This is a genomic window from Mesorhizobium sp. M0938 (genome assembly GCF_040319125.1).
GTDB classification, from domain to species: domain Bacteria; phylum Pseudomonadota; class Alphaproteobacteria; order Rhizobiales; family Rhizobiaceae; genus Mesorhizobium; species Mesorhizobium robiniae.
On record NZ_JAMYNS010000017.1, the window covers coordinates 1 to 19,594 of the forward strand.

Annotated in this window: 20 protein-coding genes; 13 read left to right on the forward strand and 7 right to left on the reverse strand. The window is 57.0% G+C overall.

The genetic code is table 11. From position 1 onward, the window contains the following. Positions 1-417: 417 nt before the first annotated feature. The 4 genes from NKH73_RS25295 to NKH73_RS25310 all read right to left on the reverse strand — a co-directional run bounded on the left by NKH73_RS25295 (position 418) and on the right by NKH73_RS25310 (position 1,952). Positions 418-645 carry a hypothetical protein gene (locus NKH73_RS25295; RefSeq protein WP_352937064.1) on the reverse strand — a complete coding sequence of 76 codons (228 nt, stop codon included), beginning with the start codon at positions 643-645 and terminating at the stop codon, positions 418-420. 68 nt (positions 646-713) lie between these two features. After that, positions 714-968, reverse strand: a complete 255-nt coding sequence (locus NKH73_RS25300; protein ID WP_352937065.1) for a hypothetical protein — start codon at positions 966-968, stop codon at positions 714-716. A 116-nt stretch (positions 969-1,084) separates the two neighbouring features. Continuing rightward, positions 1,085-1,474, reverse strand: coding sequence for a DUF427 domain-containing protein (locus NKH73_RS25305; RefSeq protein WP_352937066.1), 390 nt, complete (start codon positions 1,472-1,474; stop codon positions 1,085-1,087). A gap of 121 nt (positions 1,475-1,595) precedes the next feature. Continuing rightward, positions 1,596-1,952 (reverse strand): hypothetical protein, encoded by a 357-nt coding sequence (locus tag NKH73_RS25310; protein WP_352937067.1) that lies wholly within the window; start codon positions 1,950-1,952, stop codon positions 1,596-1,598. Positions 1,953-2,133: 181 nt separating this feature from the next. Between NKH73_RS25310 and NKH73_RS25315 the strand changes: the two genes are divergently transcribed. Next, positions 2,134-3,762, forward strand: a complete 1,629-nt coding sequence (locus tag NKH73_RS25315) for a fatty-acid--CoA ligase (RefSeq protein WP_352937068.1) — start codon at positions 2,134-2,136, stop codon at positions 3,760-3,762. A gap of 76 nt (positions 3,763-3,838) precedes the next feature. Beyond that, complete coding sequence (locus NKH73_RS25320; protein ID WP_352937069.1) at positions 3,839-4,621, forward strand: DUF1499 domain-containing protein; 783 nt, start codon at positions 3,839-3,841, stop codon at positions 4,619-4,621. Between the two features lie 3 nt (positions 4,622-4,624). On the opposite strand, the gene NKH73_RS25325 is transcribed toward NKH73_RS25320, so the two are convergent. Beyond that, positions 4,625-5,533 (reverse strand): MBL fold metallo-hydrolase, encoded by a 909-nt coding sequence (locus NKH73_RS25325; protein WP_352937070.1) that lies wholly within the window; start codon positions 5,531-5,533, stop codon positions 4,625-4,627. A gap of 116 nt (positions 5,534-5,649) precedes the next feature. Between NKH73_RS25325 and NKH73_RS25330 the strand changes: the two genes are divergently transcribed. The 10 genes from NKH73_RS25330 to NKH73_RS25375 all read left to right on the forward strand — a co-directional run bounded on the left by NKH73_RS25330 (position 5,650) and on the right by NKH73_RS25375 (position 15,702). Further along, positions 5,650-6,240, forward strand: a complete 591-nt coding sequence (locus tag NKH73_RS25330; protein ID WP_352937071.1) for a biotin transporter BioY — start codon at positions 5,650-5,652, stop codon at positions 6,238-6,240. Positions 6,241-6,734: 494 nt separating this feature from the next. Next, complete coding sequence (gene nusG / locus NKH73_RS25335; RefSeq protein ID WP_352937072.1) at positions 6,735-7,256, forward strand: transcription termination/antitermination protein NusG; 522 nt, start codon at positions 6,735-6,737, stop codon at positions 7,254-7,256. A gap of 348 nt (positions 7,257-7,604) precedes the next feature. Beyond that, complete coding sequence (locus tag NKH73_RS25340; protein WP_352937073.1) at positions 7,605-8,771, forward strand: sugar transferase; 1,167 nt, start codon at positions 7,605-7,607, stop codon at positions 8,769-8,771. Between the two features lie 159 nt (positions 8,772-8,930). Then, on the forward strand, positions 8,931-10,025 hold the full coding sequence (gene gmd / locus NKH73_RS25345) for a GDP-mannose 4,6-dehydratase (protein ID WP_352937074.1): 1,095 nt from the start codon (positions 8,931-8,933) through the stop codon (positions 10,023-10,025). 21 nt (positions 10,026-10,046) lie between these two features. Next, on the forward strand, positions 10,047-10,826 hold the full coding sequence (locus NKH73_RS25350; protein WP_352937075.1) for a glycosyltransferase family 2 protein: 780 nt from the start codon (positions 10,047-10,049) through the stop codon (positions 10,824-10,826). Beyond that, positions 10,826-11,443 (forward strand): rRNA adenine N-6-methyltransferase family protein, encoded by a 618-nt coding sequence (locus NKH73_RS25355; RefSeq protein WP_352937076.1) that lies wholly within the window; start codon positions 10,826-10,828, stop codon positions 11,441-11,443. Before NKH73_RS25350 ends, NKH73_RS25355 begins: the two co-directional genes overlap by 1 nt. Next, positions 11,391-12,797 (forward strand): lipopolysaccharide biosynthesis protein, encoded by a 1,407-nt coding sequence (locus NKH73_RS25360; protein ID WP_352937077.1) that lies wholly within the window; start codon positions 11,391-11,393, stop codon positions 12,795-12,797. Before NKH73_RS25355 ends, NKH73_RS25360 begins: the two co-directional genes overlap by 53 nt. A 98-nt stretch (positions 12,798-12,895) precedes the next feature. Beyond that, the gene (locus NKH73_RS25365) at positions 12,896-13,810 is read left to right on the forward strand and encodes an O-fucosyltransferase family protein (protein ID WP_352937078.1); all 915 of its coding nucleotides are present in this window, start codon (positions 12,896-12,898) and stop codon (positions 13,808-13,810) included. Positions 13,811-13,871: 61 nt separating this feature from the next. Further along, positions 13,872-14,612: a methyltransferase domain-containing protein gene (locus NKH73_RS25370; protein WP_352937079.1), complete on the forward strand. Its 741-nt coding sequence runs from the start codon at positions 13,872-13,874 to the stop codon at positions 14,610-14,612. A gap of 13 nt (positions 14,613-14,625) precedes the next feature. Next, entirely contained in the window at positions 14,626-15,702 is a 1,077-nt protein-coding gene (locus NKH73_RS25375) for a glycosyltransferase family protein (protein ID WP_352937080.1), read from the forward strand. A 201-nt stretch (positions 15,703-15,903) separates the two neighbouring features. On the opposite strand, the gene NKH73_RS25380 is transcribed toward NKH73_RS25375, so the two are convergent. Further along, complete coding sequence (locus NKH73_RS25380) at positions 15,904-16,548, reverse strand: GDSL-type esterase/lipase family protein (protein WP_352937081.1); 645 nt, start codon at positions 16,546-16,548, stop codon at positions 15,904-15,906. A 426-nt stretch (positions 16,549-16,974) separates the two neighbouring features. Beyond that, entirely contained in the window at positions 16,975-18,141 is a 1,167-nt protein-coding gene (locus NKH73_RS25385) for an acyltransferase family protein (protein WP_352937223.1), read from the reverse strand. On the opposite strand from NKH73_RS25385, the gene NKH73_RS25390 reads away from it, so the two are divergent. Beyond that, entirely contained in the window at positions 18,116-19,495 is a 1,380-nt protein-coding gene (locus NKH73_RS25390; RefSeq protein ID WP_352937082.1) for a hypothetical protein, read from the forward strand. The genes NKH73_RS25385 and NKH73_RS25390 overlap by 26 nt on opposite strands. Positions 19,496-19,594 lie beyond the last annotated feature (99 nt).

Genomic DNA, 19,594 nt, shown 5'->3' on the forward strand with positions numbered 1-19,594 from the left:
GTAGTGCAGAGTAGCCATTTATATTCCTTTTTCTTATTTTCTTAGCGCCCCGCGGTGCCCTGCCTACCCGACAGGTATATTAGCTCCAAATCACATACCCACACCCCTTGATAGAAATTTTGATCGCTGATAGAGCGTCTAATAAGAAACAAATTATTACTTGTAATTCGCATTGTCCTTTCAGCAAAAAAATAGATAAATGCGGACAAAATTCCTAGTTTACTATTGTAAAATACTTATATTTACGACCTAATTTCCTATGATAGGCTTCACCGTGTTTAAAAATATGCATTATATACAAAACATGTATTTCACAGAAGGTAAATATGGTCGACGTTAAGCTAAGTTCTGGGCTAGTCTATGCTCCCTACTGTCGAACCAAAGTTTGTTGTGGATAGACAGTGGATAAGTGCTCGCTCACAACCCCGTAGCCACTATTGGGCGTAGACGCGCCGCGAGTATGCCTCTTCGGATTCTGATGATCGGCCGGCCATGGGCGTGGAAGCCATACCCGCTGATCTCGACATCGAGAAAGGCGTGGATCTCGTCCTCGCCGACGCCGATCAATGCGCCAAGCTTGGGTAAGTCGAGATCATCCAGGCGCCGGGCAGCGCCCCTGAACGTGGTGTCCATGATCTTGTCCATTTTTATAGCATCGGCACATGGGAATGGCCGCCGGCGTATTCCGGGGCTTGTCGATGCTGGTGCTGACGTCAGTTTGCACCACCCGAAGCGCCAGCCAGGCAGGCGAACGCAACCTGTTGTCGGTCGTAAAACCAGCTGCCCCCGCCGCCGGCGGTTTCACCCTTGATAGCGCCGTCGGCGGCTTCGCGGGCCGGCGCCGCGCCAAGCACTCTGACGGCGCTATCCGGATCCTTGGCGATTGTAGCCGGGGCAAGTGCTTTTGCCTTTGCCGTGTTGCTGCGCCAGGCAACTTCGGCCAGTTGCCAGGCGACCGGGTCGCCCATCTTGCCAATGAAGTCAACCGGCCCTGCCTGACCGCTTTAGATGTCGTCCGGGGTCGCTCTGCGCGTTCAGCGGCGCCGCCGACTGATCGACAAGACAGGCCTCAGGTCGTCCCTGCTCAGGCTGGCTCGGCCTCGATCGTCACCTTGTTGGGATAGAACGCTCCGTGATTGCGGATTTCGGCCATCTCATCGAAAGGCTGCTCATACGCCCACATCGCGTCCTTGCCTGCTTCTGCCGCAGGCAACACACTCCAATAGTTCGCATCGCCCTTGTAAGGGCAATGGGTCGACAGTTCCGTCTTGCGAAGCTGGTCGAAATCGATGTCTTCGAACGGGATGTAGAGGACTGAAGGATAGGGCGGTTCGCTCAACACCTTGGCCTTCGTCGATGAAGCAATGATCGCGTCGCCGGCGCGTACGGTCACAGTTCCGACATAGGGTTCGACAGTAATCACTTTATCCGGGTTGCGTTGAAAGCCGGGTGACGGGTTGGCGATCTGGTCCATGGCTGTTCTCCTTGCATCGACCCTAAGGTGTGTCGGGAGCGCGCATTGCGCAAGGCCGCTCGAATGCAGGGCACCCGCTCAGGCCCTGCATGACCACCGTCGAATCCCCAGCCGTGAGTGGTCAGGCCGCAGTCTGAAACGCGTCCATCAGCCCCGCATAGGCGGCGGCAATACCGGCGACCGGATTGCTGCTTCTCGACGTGGCTTCGACCTTGAGCGCACCGCCGACGGTCGGCAAGGTAAGAAGCAAGAACTGACGATTGCCGCCATCGCCGACGCATGCCGCGGCAACGTGTTGAGCTTCGCCTTCGTTCTGAACGCACATCTTGAACAGCAGCGTGCCGCCGACCGCCTCAAGGGCGCCGCCGACAACTTCGACGAATTCGTCTTCGGAAACGGTCTTAGTGTCCGGCACCAAATCGGCCAGGCTTTCGGCGAGCGTATTTTCAAGAGTCTTGTCGTCGAGCTGCGCGTCCATGCGAACCTCTTTCATTCGCCAATCGCACCCCTTGCCCATTAATCAATGTTAACGCCGACGATGGCCGGATTGTGGCTGTTTTCCCTGTCTTTTCGGTCAATGCACCACTTCGGCCCGGTCATGGCTGGACAATCCCTTGGTTCGTCCCACAATGGACCGAAAAAGCAATGGGAGGAATAGAATGCTCGGACTGATGCAGGAATGGCCGCTGCTTTGCCACAAGCTCATCGACAACGCAGCCAGGCAGCACGGCGAACGCGAGGTCGTGTCGCGCTCGATCGAGGGCCCGATCGTCCGGACCACTTACGCCGAAATTCATCGCCGCGCCTTGCAGGTCGCTGAGCGACTCGACCGCGACGGTTTTGGGCTTGGCGACCGCATCGCCACATTGGCCTGGAATACAGCGCGCCATATCGAAGCCTGGTACGGCATCATGGGTGTCGGCGCGATTTATCACACGCTCAATCCGCGCCTATTTCCCGAGCAGATCGTCTGGATCATGAACAATGCCGAAGACAAGGCGATCTTCGTCGACCTGACATTTGTGCCGCTGCTTGAGAAGATTGCCGGCGCGGTCAAGTCGCTAAAAAAGGTGATCGTGCTGACCGATAAGGCGCACATGCCGCAAACGACGCTGCAGAACGTTGTTGCCTACGAGCAATGGCTTGACGAAGGCACCGGCGCCTTCGCCTGGAAGACGTTCGATGAAAACACCGCTGCCGGCATGTGCTACACGTCAGGCACGACCGGCGATCCGAAGGGCGTCCTCTACAGCCATCGCTCGAACGTGTTGCACGCGATGATCGCCGCGATGCCCGATGCCATGGGGCTCTCCTCGCGCGATACCATACTGCCTGTTGTACCGATGTTCCACGCCAACGCCTGGGGTCTTGGCCAGAGCGGCCCGATGATCGGCGCCAAGCTGGTCATGCCTGGCAGCAAGATGGACGGCGCCTCGATCTATGGTTTGCTCGACACCGAAAAAGTGACGTTCAGCGCCGCCGTGCCGACAGTATGGATGATGCTGCTCCAGCATCTGGAGGAGACCGGCAAGAAACTTCCCTATCTAAAAAAGGTCGTCATCGGTGGCTCGTCCTGCCCGCGCGCGCTCACGGCGAAGTTCCAGGACAATTACGATGTTGAGGTCATCCATGCCTGGGGTATGACCGAGATGTCGCCGCTCGGGACCCTGTGCACCCTTAAGCCGGACTGTGCCGGGCTCGAGGGCGAAGCCCGGCTCAATGTCCAGAGCAAGCAGGGCTATCCGCCGTTCGGTGTAGAAATGAAGGTGACGGACGACGACAATAAGGAGCAGCCATGGGACGGCAAGACATTTGGGCGCTTGAAGGTCCGCGGCCCGGCAGTCGCTCGCGCCTACTATAGCGGCGTCGGATCCGAACAGTTCGATGAAGAAGGCTGGTTCGATACCGGTGATGTCGCCCATATCGACCCAGGCGGCTATATGCAGATCACCGATCGCGCCAAGGACGTCATCAAATCGGGCGGCGAATGGATTTCGACGATCGAGCTTGAGAATCTCGCGGTTGGTCATCCTGACGTGGCGGAGGCGGCCGCCATCGGCATTCAACATTCGAAATGGGGCGAACGGCCCTTGCTGGTCGTCGTCCGCAAGCCGGGCCGGGAGCCAAGCAAGATGGATATACTCGCTTTCATGGACGGCAAGGTGGCGAAGTGGTGGATGCCGGACGACGTCGTCTTTGTCGGCGAAATTCCCCACACCGCTACCGGCAAGATCCAGAAGACCAGCCTGCGCCAGCAATTCAGGGATTATCGCCTGCCGACGGATTGACGGTGATGGCGTCTTTCGCCTTCAAGCCGCCGCCAAAGAGCTCTAAAGACCCGTTCGGATCGGGGCGGTGCAGATAATGGAAATTCCAGTTCGAGGGACGTCGAGGGCGGCCGGCTGGTCGCGGCGGACAGGCGCTTTTTCGGCGGTCCTGCTTCTGACCGTTCTCGTCGGCCATCGATACGGCCTCGTTGAAACGCCGGCTTTTCTTTGGGTGCTCGGCATCGTCGCGCTGCTTTCCGCCTCTGCGCTGCTGTTCGCCGGGTTTGCCTTTTCGAGACTGTGGAATTTCGGCGACCGTGGCGGTCGCGACCTTACCGTCGGCACGTTGCTGGCACTTCTGGTGCTCGTTCCCTACGGCATTGCTGCCTACCGGGCGGCGACTTATCCGCCGCTCAGCGACGTCTCGACCGATCTCGACGATCCACCGATGTTCGACGCCAGCACCCGGACCGGGGATATGAACGTGCTTTCACCATCGACGCCGGGCGAGCGGCGCCTGCAAACCGAAGCCTATCCGCTTGTAACCGGGCGCAGCTACAATCTGCCTTTCGATCGCGTCCTGGAAGCGGTCGAAACCGTGCTCGATCGGCGGGATTGGCAGCTGGCAGCGCCGTTCCCCGACGCGAACGGACAAGGTGAGGTAACGATCGAGGCTCTGGCCAAGAGCTTCATCATCGGCCTTCCCGCCGACGTCGCCATTCGTGTGATCGATGATGGCGATGCGGTCATCGTCGATATGCGTTCGGCCTCCCGTTACGGCCGCTACGACCTTGGCGACAATGAGGATCGCATCGTGGGTTTTCTCGCCGAGCTGGATCAGCAAGTCGCCGGCCAGGTGGGCACGGCCCCGGCCGAATAGCGCCTACACGACGGGGATGAAAATGCCGTCGATGGCCGGGTCTCCGTCGGCGCTCACCAGGCCACGCGCAACCAGATCCTCCAGATGGGCAAGCACTGACAGTCCGGCCGCACCATGGAGGCGCGGGTCCGTATCGCGGTAAATCGCCTTGACCATGTCATGGATCGTCCGGTCGCCATTTCTGATCCGTTCGAGAATCGCTTTTTCGCGCATCCGGCGATGCGTTTTCAACTCGCGCATGAAGCTGTGCGGCGCAGTCACCGGGCCGCCGTGGCCGGGCAGCAGCAGGCGATCGTCGCGCTCGGTCAGGCGATCCAGCGAAGCCATATAATCGGCCATGGCGCCGTCCGGCGGCGCGACGATGGAGGTGGACCACGCCATGACGTGATCGGCCGAAAACAGGACACCGGTTCCTTCCAGCGCAAAGGCTGCATGATTGGCGCAGTGACCCGGTGTCAGCACGGTTCTGATCGCCCAGCCATCGCCGTCGATCACTGTACTGTCGGCAAGCACGACATCCGGATGAAACGCGGTGTCGGCGCTGGCGTCGAGCGGATTGGCCTCGCCTATGCGCAGCGGCCGCGCCGGGCGATGGGGGCCTTCGGCCAGGACAATCGCGCCGGTGTGCTGCTTCAGCCGCGCCGCCAGCGGAGAATGGTCACGATGCGTGTGGCTGACGAATATATGGCTGACCGGCCTGTTTGCGATCACTTCGATCAGTGTCTTGAGATGAGCGTCGTCATCCGGCCCCGGATCGATCACCGCCAGCGTGTTTCGCCCGACAATGTAGCTATTGGTGCCGTGAAAGGTGAACGGGCTGGGGTTTTTTGCGGTAATCCGAAGCACGTCGGGCGCAACGGTGATGCTCTGGCCGTGAGACGGGTCGAAGTCTGTGTCGAATTTCAGCGCCATTGCGAATGTCGTTCAGCTCTGTTGGAGGGCGGCAAAACCGATTGCCGCATAACACGGAAGCCAATATAGGAAAACGTGAAGCCGCAATCTGCGGCAATCCGAAAATGGGGAAGACCATGGCAATTGCAACGACGACGCGTCCGCTTGTTTCTCTCGCTTTGCCTGAAAAGGGCGCTGCCCGCCTGGCGACGCAGCTTTTGCTTGCGATCGTCGGAACGCTGCTGCTGACCTTGTCGGCCAAGACGAGGGTTTTGCTCGGACCGGTCGACATCTCGATGCAGACCTTAGCTGTCTTCCTGATCGCCGCGGCTTTCGGCATGCGCCTCGGCGTCGCCACGCTGCTTCTTTACATGGCGGAGGGCGCCATGGGCTTGCCGGTCTTCCAGGGCACGCCGGAAAAGGGCATCGGCATCGCTTACATGCTCGGCTCGACCGGGGGGTATCTTGCCGGCTTCGTGGTCATGGCCGCGATCGTCGGCTGGGCTGCCGATCGCGGTTGGGATCGCCATCCGGTCAAGCTCTTCAACGCGATTCTGGTTGCCGAAATCGTCATGATGGCGATGGGCTTTGCCTGGCTGGCGCTGCTCATCGGCCCGGAAAAGTCATGGCAGTTCGGTGTAGTGCCCTTCATCGTCGGCGACCTGATCAAGGTCGGCCTGGCGGCGAGCCTTGTGCCAGCCGTCTGGTCGCTGCTCAAACGCTCCTGAACGGCGGTCGGTGGATCGGACGCGACACTAATCGCGTCCGCGCAACCACGGGGATTGCGCGACGTGATCCTGTTTCGGTCAGTTCTTGCAGAGACTTCCGTCAACGCAGGCCCCAGCGCCAATTGGTCGGCATCTGCTATACAACACTTTGCTAACGATACCGTCACACAATGTTCAAATCGACGGCTTAAGGACCAGAACAGCCAGCGATTCATCGTGAGCCAGCGTAACCAGGCAGCCACACATCGGTGCAATTGCCCGATACCGGCGCTTCGATAGCTAAAAAAGAAAGCGGCTCGATGTTTTTTTAGGCACGGCTAAGTTGATGGACAATTAGCAGGAATTTTTTCGACGAACCGCCTCGATTCAGGCGAGATAGTTGCTTGCTGGTATCCCCACGCTGTCGTAACCCTTGACCTCGAAAACGCCGAAAGCCGCCGAGAGTGAGTCGCGTGATCAGCCCGGAAAAAACGACTGTTAAGGCGACGGTATCATTGCAACAGCCCGCAACCGGCACCGCGGCGCGCTGGTACGCCGCCAGTGTATTTCCGGGAAAGGAAGACGTCGCCGAACGGCATCTGCGGATGCAGGGTTTTCGCCCGTTCGTGCCTCGCTGCGAGAAGACAACCCGTCATGCCCGGCGCATCGAGACGCGCCCGGCGGCATATTTTCCCGGTTACATGTTCATCTCCCTCGATGTCGCGCTGCAGCGTTGGCGGTCGGTCAATGGAACATTCGGTGTGCGCTCGCTCATCATGCAGGGCGAGCGGCCATTGCCTGCCCCATCGGGGTTGGTGGAACGGTTCATAGCCCTGACCGGCAGGGACGGCCTGCTCGATTTCAGGGCAGGCCTCGCTGCGGGCGCGTCGGTTCGAATTCTCTCGGGTCCTTTCGCGGAGATGATCGGTCGCCTTGACCGGCTCGATCCAGCCGGGAGAGCCCGGGTCCTGGTTGCCATCATGAATGGCGAGATCCCTGTTGACTTGGATTCAAGGGAACTTGTCGCGATCGCATAATCGAAATTGACCCTAGGTCATGCGATGTACACTGTTGCAAAGTCGGCTCTCGGGTTTCACCCGGGAGTGCGGTAGCCATTGTTGGAGCCGCTGCATGTTTGACCGAAACAGGCGAAACGATGGGCAACCGAGGGCTGCTGACCGGCCCGCTTCGGCGTGTCGATCGGACTCGCCGGTGAATTTTGATTGAGATCTTATACGAATTATCGAGCTGAATCTCGCAGAGAGTGCTTGGAATTGAATGCTCCGATCATAAAGCCGCAAACTCAACGGCACCTACTGCACCGGGTTAGATTTCAACTCCTTGGTGGACTAGCTTTTGCAATTCTGGCGCCAGCATTGATTCGCATGGCTGTGGATCCCAAAATAATTTATTATTCCAATCTGCAGATCACGGTATTCGCAGGCATTGTTGCGCATACTGCTGGTTTCTTTTCGTTTCGCCGGATAGGAAATTTCCCGGGTGTTGCGGCCGCCGGCTATATTTTGCCAACTTTTTCCCTGTGCTACGGGCTCGTGTACCTCGCAATTTTCTTGTTTCGTATCGACTACAGTGCTTTCCAGGCGGCCAGCAGCTTGACACTGTCAATTCTCTGGTATTTCGGCCTGAGCATCTTGAGCAGGCGCTTGGATCCCTACAGCCTCGCCGTGATTCCAGGGGGAGCTGTAGGGCGTCTTGAAGAGATCGGCGGCGTGCATTGGCATTGGCTTGCCTCGCCCGATACTATCATTGACCGGGTAAATGGTGTCGTTGCCGATCTTCGTTCTGATCTTTCGGATGAGTGGGAGCGGTATATTGCCGATCGCGCGCTTTCGGGAACGCCAGTCTACCATGTCAAACAGATCAGCGAGTCGCTCACAGGTCGAGTAGAGATTGAGCATCTTTCTGAGAATACTTTAGGATCATTGAATCCTAACCAGGCTTATTTAAAGATTAAGCAGACAATTGATTGGATCGCAGCGCTGTTTGTCCTTGTAACTTTTTCGCCATTGCTCTTATTTGTAGCAGCAGCGATAAGATTTGACTCGGCCGGCCCGGCCTTATTCAGGCAACAAAGAATGGGGTACAGAGGAAAGATCTACGAGGTTTACAAATTTCGGACAATGAAACTCAGCGCCACGGTTGGTGACGAAAAGGACGAGGCCATCACAAAGGCCGGCGATGCGCGCATTACTCGCCTAGGGCAGTTCCTCAGAAAATCCAGGATCGATGAATTGCCGCAGGCCTTCAACATCCTGCGCGGCGAGATGAGCTGGATCGGGCCGCGTCCAGAAGCACTCGTGCTCTCGAAATGGTATGAGGCTGAACTGCCATTCTATCGATACCGACATATTGTCCGGCCCGGCATTACCGGATGGGCGCAAGTCAATCAGGGCCATGTTGCAGCAGTGGACGACGTACTGGAAAAGCTCCACTACGACTTCTACTACATCAAGAATTTCTCCCCTTGGCTGGACGTCCTGATTGTGTTTCGTACCATCCGAACCATGCTGACAGGCTTTGGCGCGCGTTGACCGGGCGAAGATCGTTTGCCGACGTAACCAAGCCACTGCTCTCCGGCTCACAGGGGTGGGGATGTCCACCAGCTTTTTAAAAAATGGGTCATTCGTAATGTCTAAAGTTGCGCTGATCAGCGTTGAAAATAGCGTCGTATCGAGCTTGGAGAAAGCACAATGACCAGGAAAACCGCACTCATCACCGGCATCACCGGCCAGGATGGCGCCTATCTGGCGGAACTCCTTTTGGCAAAGGGTTACGATGTCCATGGCATCAAGCGGCGTTCCTCGTCGTTCAACACCGGTCGTATCGATAATCTCTACCAGGACCCGCACGAAAAGGACGTAAGGCTGTCGCTTCACTATGGTGATATGACCGATGCCACCAACCTCATCCGCATCGTCCAGGAAGTGCAGCCAGACGAGATCTACAATCTCGCCGCACAATCGCACGTTCAGGTGAGCTTCGAAACGGCGGAATATACCGCGAATGCCGACGCGATCGGTACATTGCGTCTCCTCGAAGCGATCAGGCTGCTTGGCCTGACAAAAAAGACGCGTTTCTACCAGGCATCGACTTCCGAGCTCTACGGCAAGGTGCAGGAGATTCCGCAGCGGGAGACGACGCCTTTCTATCCCAGGTCACCTTATGCGGCAGCAAAGATATACGCCTACTGGATCACCGTGAATTACCGTGAAGCTTACGATATCCATGCTTCCAACGGCATCCTGTTCAATCACGAAAGTCCGATGCGCGGCGAGACGTTCGTCACCCGCAAGATTACACGCGCGGCTGCTGCAATCAGCCTCGGCCTTCAGGATAAGCTTTACCTCGGCAATCTGTCGGCTGAACGGGATTGGGGCCATGCCCGCGACTATGTCGAAGGCATGTGGAGAATCCTCCAGCATGAAATGCCAGACGACTACGTGCTTGCAACCGGCGTGAAGAATTCGGTCCGCCGCTTTGTCGAGCTTGCATTCAATGAGGTCGGAACCGAGATCGAGTGGGTTGGTTCCGGGATTGATGAAAAAGGCATCGACGCAAAATCAGGTGCTGTCCTGATCGAGGTGGATCCGCGGTACTTCAGGCCCACCGAGGTAGAGCTTCTGATCGGCGACGCCTCGAAAGCGGAGCGCGTTCTCGGATGGAAGGCGACAACGTCGCTCGCCACGATGGTGCAGGAAATGATCCAGTCCGATCTCGAAACGGTAAGGCGGGAGTCCGAACATCGGCGCCTTGACGAGGATCGCATTCGCGTGGCGGCACAGTAAGCGGCGTTGGGCCGGGTCGATATGAAAATCTCGGTCTTGACCGTCTGTTGGAATTCCGCGGCGACAATCAGGCATACGATCGATAGCTTCCTGATCCAGGACCATGGCGACAAGGAATTGGTGATCATCGACGGCAATTCGTCGGACGATACACTGGCAGTAGTCCGGTCTTACCCACAGGACCAGATCCGGCTGGTCAGCGAGCCCGACAGCGGAATGTATGATGCGCTTAACAAAGGGCTGCGCCTCTATGCTGGCGACGCGGTAGGCGTGCTGAATTCCGACGATTGCTTTCACGACCCTACGGTGCTGGGACGGATATCCGCAGGGCTCGAGACAGCCGACATCGTTCATGGCGACCTGGATTTTGTCGAAGACCATCTGACCAAGCGGGTCGTGCGCCGTTGGCGTGCTGCATCCCGACCCGCCAAGGGCTTTCGGAGTGGATGGATGCCGGCCCATCCAACATTCTATGTCAGGCGGAAGGTGGCGGAGACCGTCGGCACGTTCGACCTCAGTCTTAAAGTGGCGTCGGATTATGATTGGATGCTGAGAGCAGTTGAACTCCACGGGTTCCGGACCGCTGCGACCAGCCACGTGTTGGTGGACATGATGGTTGGCGGGGCCAGCACACGAAGCCTTGCCTCCCACATCGGGCACAATCTGGAAGCGCTGCGGGCACGCCGCCGCTGGCTTGGGGCAGGCCCTGTCGACTACGCACTTGTTGCGAAGCCAATGCGCAAAATCGAACAGTTCTTGTTGAAACGAGGCGATAATCCAAACATGAAGAAGCCTATCTGATGAACGACCCAAAGAGCATTTTGGAGCCGATCGGAGGTTATGTCCTCGACCTCGTTGCGAAGCTGCGAAACCGACAATTTGTCCCGCATTCGCTAACGAAATTGCACAATATGAAAACCTGCAGGGACATGACGGGCGCCACGACGGCAGTGGAAATTGGTTCCTACAAGGGCGTCACGACAAAACGAATGTCTCACCTGTTTGAGAAGGTGATCTCAGTCGAAATTGACGAAGCGCTGTATCATCAGGCCAGCAAGCGCTGCGCAGGGCGGAAAAATGTGGAATTGCTGCTCGGTGACGGGTCCAAGCTGCTGCCCGAAATAGCTGCACGGGTGAGCAAGGCACTTATCTTTCTGGATGGCCATTTCAGCGGAGGTATCACCGGTCAAGGTGACGAACCCGAACCCGTGTTGAAAGAGCTTGATCTTATCCAGGCGAACCTGGACCACTTCTGCGCGGTCATCGTAGATGATTTTCGCCTGTTTGGTGTCGAGCCGGGATGGCCGCGGAAAGCCGAAGTGATGGAGAAGTTGGAAGAGGTCTTGCCTGCGCCAGAATGGGTTCATGGCGTTCTCAACGATCAGTTCATCGCGGTTCGCAAAAGAACGGCAAAATGAACGGACACCGCGTACGCCACGCTCCTGTTTCAAGCAGGTTGCAGGCGAAAATTGCCCTTATTTTCTTATCTGGCGATTTGGAATGTTCCGAAGCATCCTGACCGTCCTGTCGGGGTCGGTGATTGCGCAGATAATTGCAGTCGCCGTTCTTCCCATCCTGACACGGCTCTATGATGCTGAAGCGTTCGGCCGCTATCAGATCTATGTTTCGATACTGAACATAGCGGTCATGTTCGTGGCATTTCGCTACGAGGTCGCGCTTTTAAGCGCGCGGCCGGGAAGGGTTTATGAAAATCTGCTAAAATTGACATTTCGGCTCTGTATCTTGACCAGCATGGTCGCTCTTCTTGTCGCCGGCGCTGTCGATTGGTTGATACCGGATGTCCTGTCATCCCTGCGGGGCATTGTCTTCTTTTTACCCGTTGCGATGGCCGTCGCGGGAATCTACCAGATGCTCACCTTCTTGCCGATCCGCGACCGCAATTATGGCCTGAGCGCACGGTCCAAAATCTTGCAATCGGTAGGGTTCTCCTTTGGCGCGCTTGGGTTTGCCTTTCTTCCGGTCATCGGCGTCGGTCTCATTCTGGCTGATGTATTCGGCCGGGCCTTCGGGGCCATCAGCGTGCTCTTCGAGAGTGGGAAACTCTGGCGCACTTTGATCTCTCCTCTCTCTTTTTCGGAGATGAAGTTTACGGCAATTCGTTTTCAGAAATATGGACTTCTCACCTTCCCGGGAACCCTTCTGTCGTCTCTTAGCGCCGCGGTCGCACCATTCGCCTTTCTGGCACTGTTCAATCTGGAGACCGCAGGACAGTACGCCCTCCTCGAACGGTTTATCCTGATGCCGGTTGGCGTCATAGCGGTAGCGGTTTCACAGGTCTTCACCGGCGAATTGTCGACGCTCTACCGCACCGACAAGAAAGGGCTGAATAGAGCGTTTCGACGTTCGCTCATTCAGCTTCTTGCCATCGGTTTGCTGCCGACAATGCTCGGGATGGCGCTTTCGCCGAGCCTCGTCCCACTCGTCTTTGGCGCCGATTGGGCTATGGCCGGCAAACTCTGCGTGATTGGATTTCTAATTGCATATGTTCGCTTTGTCGCCACGGCATTAACCATGACCCTTGTCGTTATTGATCGCCAGTCACTTCAATTCACTTGGGAAATATGCCGGTTTCTTTTCACCTTGTGCGTTTTCGGCGGGCTCGGCTGGGTGGGTGCCGACAATCCCAACACTGTCATGGTCTGGTATGCTCTGGCGACCGCCGTCACTTATGCTATTCATCTTCTGCTGGCCGATCGTGCAACGAGACTGGTCAGCTTGCAGGCAGCAGAGAGCGGAAAAACGACGTTGTGAAGATGGCCTCGTGTTCATCGGCATTATCTGCAATCAGCATCATGGATCCATTGCCGAACATCGGCTGAGTTCTGGCGTTTTTGATAAGACAGGCGCTCATGGCACATCTCTATGGCTATCCCGATATCGGCCGTTTCGGTCTTGGTCACAGCATGCTCGCCTGGGCGCGCTGTGAGATATGGTGCCGAAAGAACAACGCGCAGATGCTTGGGCCGCGTTGGTTCCGTCCTCGTATCGGTCCCTATTTGCGCCGCGAACGGGACAAGCGCGAGTATTTCAGGCTCTTTAACAATAGGGGCTATGTCGGCGAACCGTGGCGCACCGTACTCCTCGCAACTGCACGAAAGGTTTCGGCGGAGGCCGCCCCATCCATTGCACATGACGGCGGGAACACGGTCGTTGTCTTCAAGAACACCGTGGCATCAAATTTCGAAAAACATTTCCATGAAGTCCGCGGTAACGGTCCGGTGCTGTACGACGCGTTTCGTCGGATCACCCGCAAAAAGTACCTGCCGGAAGACCCGGCCTCTCCGTTCCTCGCTATCCACGTACGTCTTGGTGACTTCTCTCGTTTCGATGTGAACCAGGTGGAGGCGAAGACGCACAACCAGCGGCTTCCGATCGAATGGTATTGCGACAGCCTTGTCGCCCTTCGCGAGGCACTGGGTACCAGCATGCCGGCCCGCGTCTTTTCCGACGGAGATGATGCTGACCTTGTTCCGCTGCTTGGTCTTCCGGACATACGCCGGGCCAACGACGCGGAATCGGTCACGCACATGCTGGAAATGGCCCAGGCAAGCGTGATCATCGGAGCTGGCTCGAACTTCAACCTGTGGGCTGCCTTTTTTGGACAGGTGCCGCGCATCACCTATCCAAACCAGGCGATCGTCGCAGTAAACGACGATCCGGCCCGTGAAACGAGCTTCCGTGGCGAGGCGCCACTTCCTGACGTGTTCATAAAGCAGGTCAGGACACAATTCACAAATCGAGAAAAGCAAGGCGAGCTGACCTAGGCTGGCTGGTGCAACTATGACGAGGTCCGGAATTCGCCCGGCTGGCAGGAAGAGGAGTGCGGTGATTCTCAACAGGTTTATCGGCTGGAACAGGAACGCAGCAGCATGGCTCGAACACCACTTTCCCCAAATTTTCGGTGCGCCGTCATATAAGGCGGAGCTAGAGCGTCGTATCGCTGAAGACGTTGCGCGCCTGAAGCCGTCAGCGATCCTCGAGGTCGGCGGCATTGATCGGCCGCTTCTGGAGCGCGGTGCGGATTTCACCTATATCGGTCTGGACATCGAGGAGAAGCCGGACTGCTATCGCATCTACGATCAGTTTGTCGTCCAGTCGATCGAGCGGCCCGTTGATGTCGAGGCGGACATGCTCATTTCGATCACATTGATGGAGCATGTGCCCGACAACAAGGCGGCGGCGCGCTCCATGTTCCTGGCGCTGCGGCCAGGTGGCGTGATGCACCACTATATTCCGTCGAAATGGCATCCCTATTCGGTGGCACTGCGGATCGTCGGACCGGTCATGCAAAGATGGCTGATTCCATACCTCAGGCCTGCGGCGGTCGGCGTTACCGGCTATCCTGCCTTCTTCGACCACTGCTCCCCTTCGGATATGACAAAGCTCTTTCGCGGTCAGGGATTCGAGCAGGTAGACGCCAAGTCGTTTTACCGCGCCAGCGACTATTTTGCTTTCTTCCTGCCGGCCTATCTTTCCGTCGCGCTGTTCGAAAACCTCTGCGCGGCCCTGAACTGGCGCATCTTCTGTTCCGGGTTCGTCATCAGCGCTACAAAACCCACGCAATAGCAAGAACGGAACCATGCGACTTTTTCAGAATTCTGGGATTGCCCCAAGCTATCGACCCCGACTTGCCGGTCTCGTCGCGGGGATCAGTGGGTTCGAGCAGCAGAAGGAGGTATTTCTGAATGACCGTTACGGCGCGGCGCATATTCTCTCGCCGGTACTCGGTCGACATCCGGAAACCTTTTTTACGAACGGTGACGACGAATCGGTGCAGCGGGCGTGGGCGCGCGAAAACGGGCTTGGCGAGGAAACGCCGCTGGCCGATATCCTCCTTGCCCAGATCGAGCATCACAAGACGGATATCTTCTACAATCTCGACCCGTTTCGTTACGACGCTGCTTTTGTCCGCCGCTTGCCTGGACACGTGAAACGAAAGATTGCCTGGCGCGCCGCACCGGGCAAGATTGACTTTGCCGGTTACGACCTCGTGCTTTGTAATTTTCCGTCCATGAGACAACTTTGGGAAGAGCAGGGCGCCAAGACGGCTCATTTCTTCCCCGCTCACGATCCGGAACTCGATAGCGTGGCTGCGAATCGGAACAGGGACATCGATGTCCTTTTCTTCGGCGGTTACAGTCGCCATCATCAGCGTCGGCGAGAGATATTGGAAGCGGTCGCACGTCTTGCCGGCCGCCACCGCGTTGTTTTCCATTTGGATCTGTCACGCTACACGCCGCTCGCCGAGACGCCGCTTGGTTGGTTCGGTCCTCTGAGGGCGGTTCGCCGCCCGCCTGCGATCCGCAAGGTCAGCGCGCCTCCCGTGTTCGGTCGCGCCATGTACGCGCAGCTTGCAAGAGCCAAGATCGTCGTCAATGCCTCGATCGATATGGCCGGCCCGGATCGTGGAAATATGCGTTGTTTCGAAACCATGGGCTCCGGAGCCCTGCTGGTTTCAGACTCGGGCATCTACCCTTCACCGATGCGCGACGGGCAGACCATGGCCGTCTATGAGCAGCCGCAGGACGCATCGGAAACAATCGAACGGCAATTGAATGATGGAAGTTGGGACACGATCGGTTGGGCCGGGCATCGCGCAATTCGCGAAGAGTACAGCAAAAAACGTCAATTTGAGCGGTTTCTTGAACTGGTGTAGTGAACGATTAGACCGCTGATAACCGCCTTATCGGCCTACGACAGTCCCACTGTACCGAGGCGCAGCCACGACGATGCCGCTAGGTGTGCTGGTCATTGTTGCTCCTATTCTCATTGTAGCGGATAACTGCCGCTTGGGGAAAACTCGGGACGGCAAGCAACAAATCCAGATCGCCGCGGTGCTGGTCCATCAGTTCGAATATTATTGCTTCGTTGGAATTGCAGCCATCATTGGGCGGATCTGATGCTCCCATGCCCGGTAGCCGTCGCCATTGAGGTGGATGCCATCAGTCGTAAACTCCGGCCGGATGCGGTCATTTCGAGATAGCGCAGCGTTGAGGTCGAGAAAGCGGCAGTTTGCAACTTGCGAGCACCGCGCTGCCAGGGAGCCGTTCAACCGTTTTATTGCGGCGTTGGTTGTCATGTCACTTGTAAACAACGTCGACTGGACGACGATGGCATCCACAACCGCCAAGCGATCAATGATTCTGCCGTAAGAGGCAGCCACGCGGTCAGGACTCACCGACCTGCGAATATCATTTACTCCGAGCATGATGAAAACGAGCCTAGGTCGTGCTGCGGTGATCTCATCTAGCCTGAGGAGCGCGCTGCCGACGCGCTCTCCAGATATGCCACGATTGATTGTTGACAGTTTGGGAAACATCTCCTGCCAATTGCCATTCGCAGTAAGGGAATCGCCAAACATGACGATTTCGGCGTGGCCTTTGAATTGACGGAATTCGTCCACCTTGGCTCGCCACTGAGGATATGGGGCGCTTGTGCCGATGTCTGCGCCAAACAGAACCGACAGGGCCGCGCCAGAGAGCAGTATCATCATCCTGTTCATACTGAATGCCCAACTCCTATGCCCATCGTCGGCGGAAGGGCCTCTTCAATGCTGCCATGACGGCGGAACGCCTTGGACTGAGGAAACGTGGCTGTCTATTTACATCCCCCTCGAAAGCCTCATACCTCCACCGATCGCCCTTGAGCAGGTCAAAAAACCGACCCCAGTCACTATGGGTTCCACGACTTCCCTTTGAAGTATAATAGCGAATAGTGGGAGCTTCGATAAAGTTTGAATGCACGGTGCCACCCAGCGCTGTGGTTTGGTGTTTTGCGACATGAGACCGGACAATCGCCCTCGCCCCAGGGCAGAGGTCGCCGCCCGAGGAAGGCGCGCGCATTAGCGCACCCGCCAAGGTGTTGAGTTTTCTTGCTTACATGTTTGAACGGGATACATCCGGATACGCGCCGATGTAGGCTCTAACGGTTAGGCCGAAACTGTGCCGTTGATCCGGTTGCGGAAAGCCACCGTCCTTCGCTCGAAGAGCAAATAGAAAACCAAACAAACCGCAAAGCAGATCGCACCTTTGACAACCAGCAAAGTGATGCCTCCACCGCCCAACCTTGGTGCCGCAGGCATAAAGTTGACAGTCAGGTAGACGAGCACCGGGTAGTGAAAAATGTAGAGCGAGTAGGACATAGCGCTCAAGCTTCGGATCGGCCAAGCGGCGGGTTCCAGTATACGGTTCACTTGCTGGTGACAGAGGGCCGGAAGGAGCGCGGCGAGCCCAACGCACAGGATCGCATCGGCTGGTCCCGTTGCGTATCCGGCCCACGGCCCGCCGTCCCCGACCATCTGCGAAAGAAAAATCCCGCCTATGAACGCCAAGAGCCCTGTATATGTGACCCACAATGAGCGCGGCGGATAGGCAGCCACCAGCGCTCCAAGCAGCCAGAACAGCAGGTATTGGGCTTCGAGAACACTGAACACCAAGGCAGCGCTGCCGAGCCCGACGAACGACCAGGCAGGCAGAGAGCGTCGCGAAAACGCGCAGCCGACGCAGCCCATCAGGACATAAAACCAGATTTCGTAGGCAAGGCTCCAGAGCGGTGCGTTGGCCCGCACTGTGGGGACGACGACGCCGTTGAGGCCGGCGATGTGCGCGACAACGTCCTGGATCGGAAAGACGGAGCTAACGCTGATTCCGACAAGAGCCGTCAGCAGCAGGGCCGGGATCAGCGGAAGAAATATACGGGTCGCCCGATCAACAGTGTAGCGCTGGAGATCAAAGCGCCCGTCCCGCACGTGGCGGATGACTTGCCCGCCCACAAGAAATCCGCTGAGGACGAAAAAAACCATCACCGCCGGATGTCCGGGACGAGTGACGGCGTAAAATAAAGCAGTGATTAGACCCTTGTCGGAAGCCGGCAGCGCGCCGTAGGAGGGCAGCGAATAGCCTCGCAGATGCGCCATCATGACGATCAGCGCCGATGCCCCGCGCAGCAGGTCGAGCGCCAGGAATGAGGGGCGGGAGGGTGAATTAGTTATGGACGCACCTTTTTGGCGGCGGTAAGGCTTCGATGATACGGGACGTACGCCGCATATCAGCTCGACAAGGACGGGGCAATTGGAATACCTGAGGCCGGGGAATATTAGCTACGCGCGGATGTTCGTCCTGCTGTGGGTGGCGGTCTACGTCATCATGTTTGTGGACGTCTATATCGATTGGGCGTCTGTCAGCTTCTTTTATCTCGGCTTTAGCTATGTCTACAATGAAAATGATGCCGTTCTTGCTTATTGTATAATAGCCGCGTTTGCATTTATTCTGCCAGTTTCAATCAAAAGGTATTCTGATTTTTTTTGCTGGATGTTGTATCTAACAATTTTCATACCATCCGTTCTTATTGTTGCAAGACAGGGATATACATCTTTTGAGGCGTCGTGGCTGATTGTTTCAGTGGCTGCGTCATTTTTTTTGATAGTCTATATCCCGAAAATGATTCACTTCAAGTCGTATTCTCTCATTCGTCAGATTTCGGTAACCACGTTCTTCTTTTTCTTCCTAGCGTTCTATCTGGCGGCCATAGCCTTCTATGTCGCGACCTATCGGGGAATGATGTCATTGTCCGGCATGGACGAAATCTACGACCAGCGCGCCCGATTTGGCTCCGCGCAGACGAGCACACTCGCGCTCTATCTGACGGGGTGGCTGTCGAATGCGATGAACCCCTATCTTCTGGCGGTTGGACTGTTCGACCGAACACGCCGCTGGGCGATAGCGCTCGGGCTTGTGGGGCAGATACTGGTCTTCATGGCGTTCGCAGGAAAGATGATGCTGGTGATCCTGATCGTCACGTTCGGGTTTTACTTTTTCGTGCTCAGCAAGGGCCGCATTGCAGCGTCTCGCCTTGCGTTCGGATTTGTAGCGCTGACATTTTCTGCGCTCGCAATCCTTATAGCTACAAATTACCAGCCGGTTGGGCCGGCGATGGACACCGTGGCGCTGATCTATATGCGGACCCTCGGCATTCAAGGTGCGATGACCGGCGTGTATGCGGATGCGTTTTCCGTCAATCCGTTGACCTATTGGTCACATGTAAACATCATCAATATGATCATTGACTATCCCTACAAAGTGCCGCTCGGATATGTCGCCGGCGCCCATCTCGTCGGAGGAAGCGGGTTCAACGCCAACGCCAATTTTTGGGCTACGGACGGCGTAGCAGCCTACGGTTTGGCGGGCGTGGTGATCATGGGGGTGGTTCTCGGCCTGCTTCTCAGCCTAGCCAACAAGGTCGTGACGCCGGACCGGTTGCCATTCGCGGCGACCGTTTCGATCCCCTTCATCATGTCCCTTGGAAACTCGTCGCTCTTCACCAGCCTCATCACGGGCGGCGGTCTGATTATGGTCATGATGATAGCCTACGGCGTGCCGCAGCCCCAGGCGCCACGCCAACAGGGGATAGCCTATCGGGACCACGCTATACCGTCCCGACTTTCCAAATGAACGATCGACCGTGTCTTGTTGCGTATAGGCTCTATCCGGAATGGCGTGCGTGCTGATAATCGCCGGCTGGACGAGGCGGCCCGTAGGTGCCTTGACCTC

Bases quoted from the DNA above. Each gene is read 5' to 3' on its own strand.
- NKH73_RS25295 (WP_352937064.1), bottom strand. From the start codon at position 645: ATGGACAAGATCATGGACACCACGTTCAGGGGCGCTGCCCGGCGCCTG.
- NKH73_RS25300 (WP_352937065.1), bottom strand. From the start codon at position 968: ATGGGCGACCCGGTCGCCTGGCAACTGGCCGAAGTTGCCTGGCGCAGC.
- NKH73_RS25305 (WP_352937066.1), bottom strand. From the start codon at position 1,474: ATGGACCAGATCGCCAACCCGTCACCCGGCTTTCAACGCAACCCGGAT.
- NKH73_RS25310 (WP_352937067.1), bottom strand. From the start codon at position 1,952: ATGGACGCGCAGCTCGACGACAAGACTCTTGAAAATACGCTCGCCGAA.
- NKH73_RS25315 (WP_352937068.1), top strand. From the start codon at position 2,134: ATGCTCGGACTGATGCAGGAATGGCCGCTGCTTTGCCACAAGCTCATC.
- NKH73_RS25320 (WP_352937069.1), top strand. From the start codon at position 3,839: ATGGAAATTCCAGTTCGAGGGACGTCGAGGGCGGCCGGCTGGTCGCGG.
- NKH73_RS25325 (WP_352937070.1), bottom strand. From the start codon at position 5,533: ATGGCGCTGAAATTCGACACAGACTTCGACCCGTCTCACGGCCAGAGC.
- NKH73_RS25330 (WP_352937071.1), top strand. From the start codon at position 5,650: ATGGCAATTGCAACGACGACGCGTCCGCTTGTTTCTCTCGCTTTGCCT.
- NKH73_RS25340 (WP_352937073.1), top strand. From the start codon at position 7,605: ATGGCTGTGGATCCCAAAATAATTTATTATTCCAATCTGCAGATCACG.
- gmd (WP_352937074.1), top strand. From the start codon at position 8,931: ATGACCAGGAAAACCGCACTCATCACCGGCATCACCGGCCAGGATGGC.
- NKH73_RS25350 (WP_352937075.1), top strand. From the start codon at position 10,047: ATGAAAATCTCGGTCTTGACCGTCTGTTGGAATTCCGCGGCGACAATC.
- NKH73_RS25355 (WP_352937076.1), top strand. From the start codon at position 10,826: ATGAACGACCCAAAGAGCATTTTGGAGCCGATCGGAGGTTATGTCCTC.
- NKH73_RS25360 (WP_352937077.1), top strand. From the start codon at position 11,391: ATGGCGTTCTCAACGATCAGTTCATCGCGGTTCGCAAAAGAACGGCAA.
- NKH73_RS25365 (WP_352937078.1), top strand. From the start codon at position 12,896: ATGGCACATCTCTATGGCTATCCCGATATCGGCCGTTTCGGTCTTGGT.
- NKH73_RS25375 (WP_352937080.1), top strand. From the start codon at position 14,626: ATGCGACTTTTTCAGAATTCTGGGATTGCCCCAAGCTATCGACCCCGA.
- NKH73_RS25380 (WP_352937081.1), bottom strand. From the start codon at position 16,548: ATGAACAGGATGATGATACTGCTCTCTGGCGCGGCCCTGTCGGTTCTG.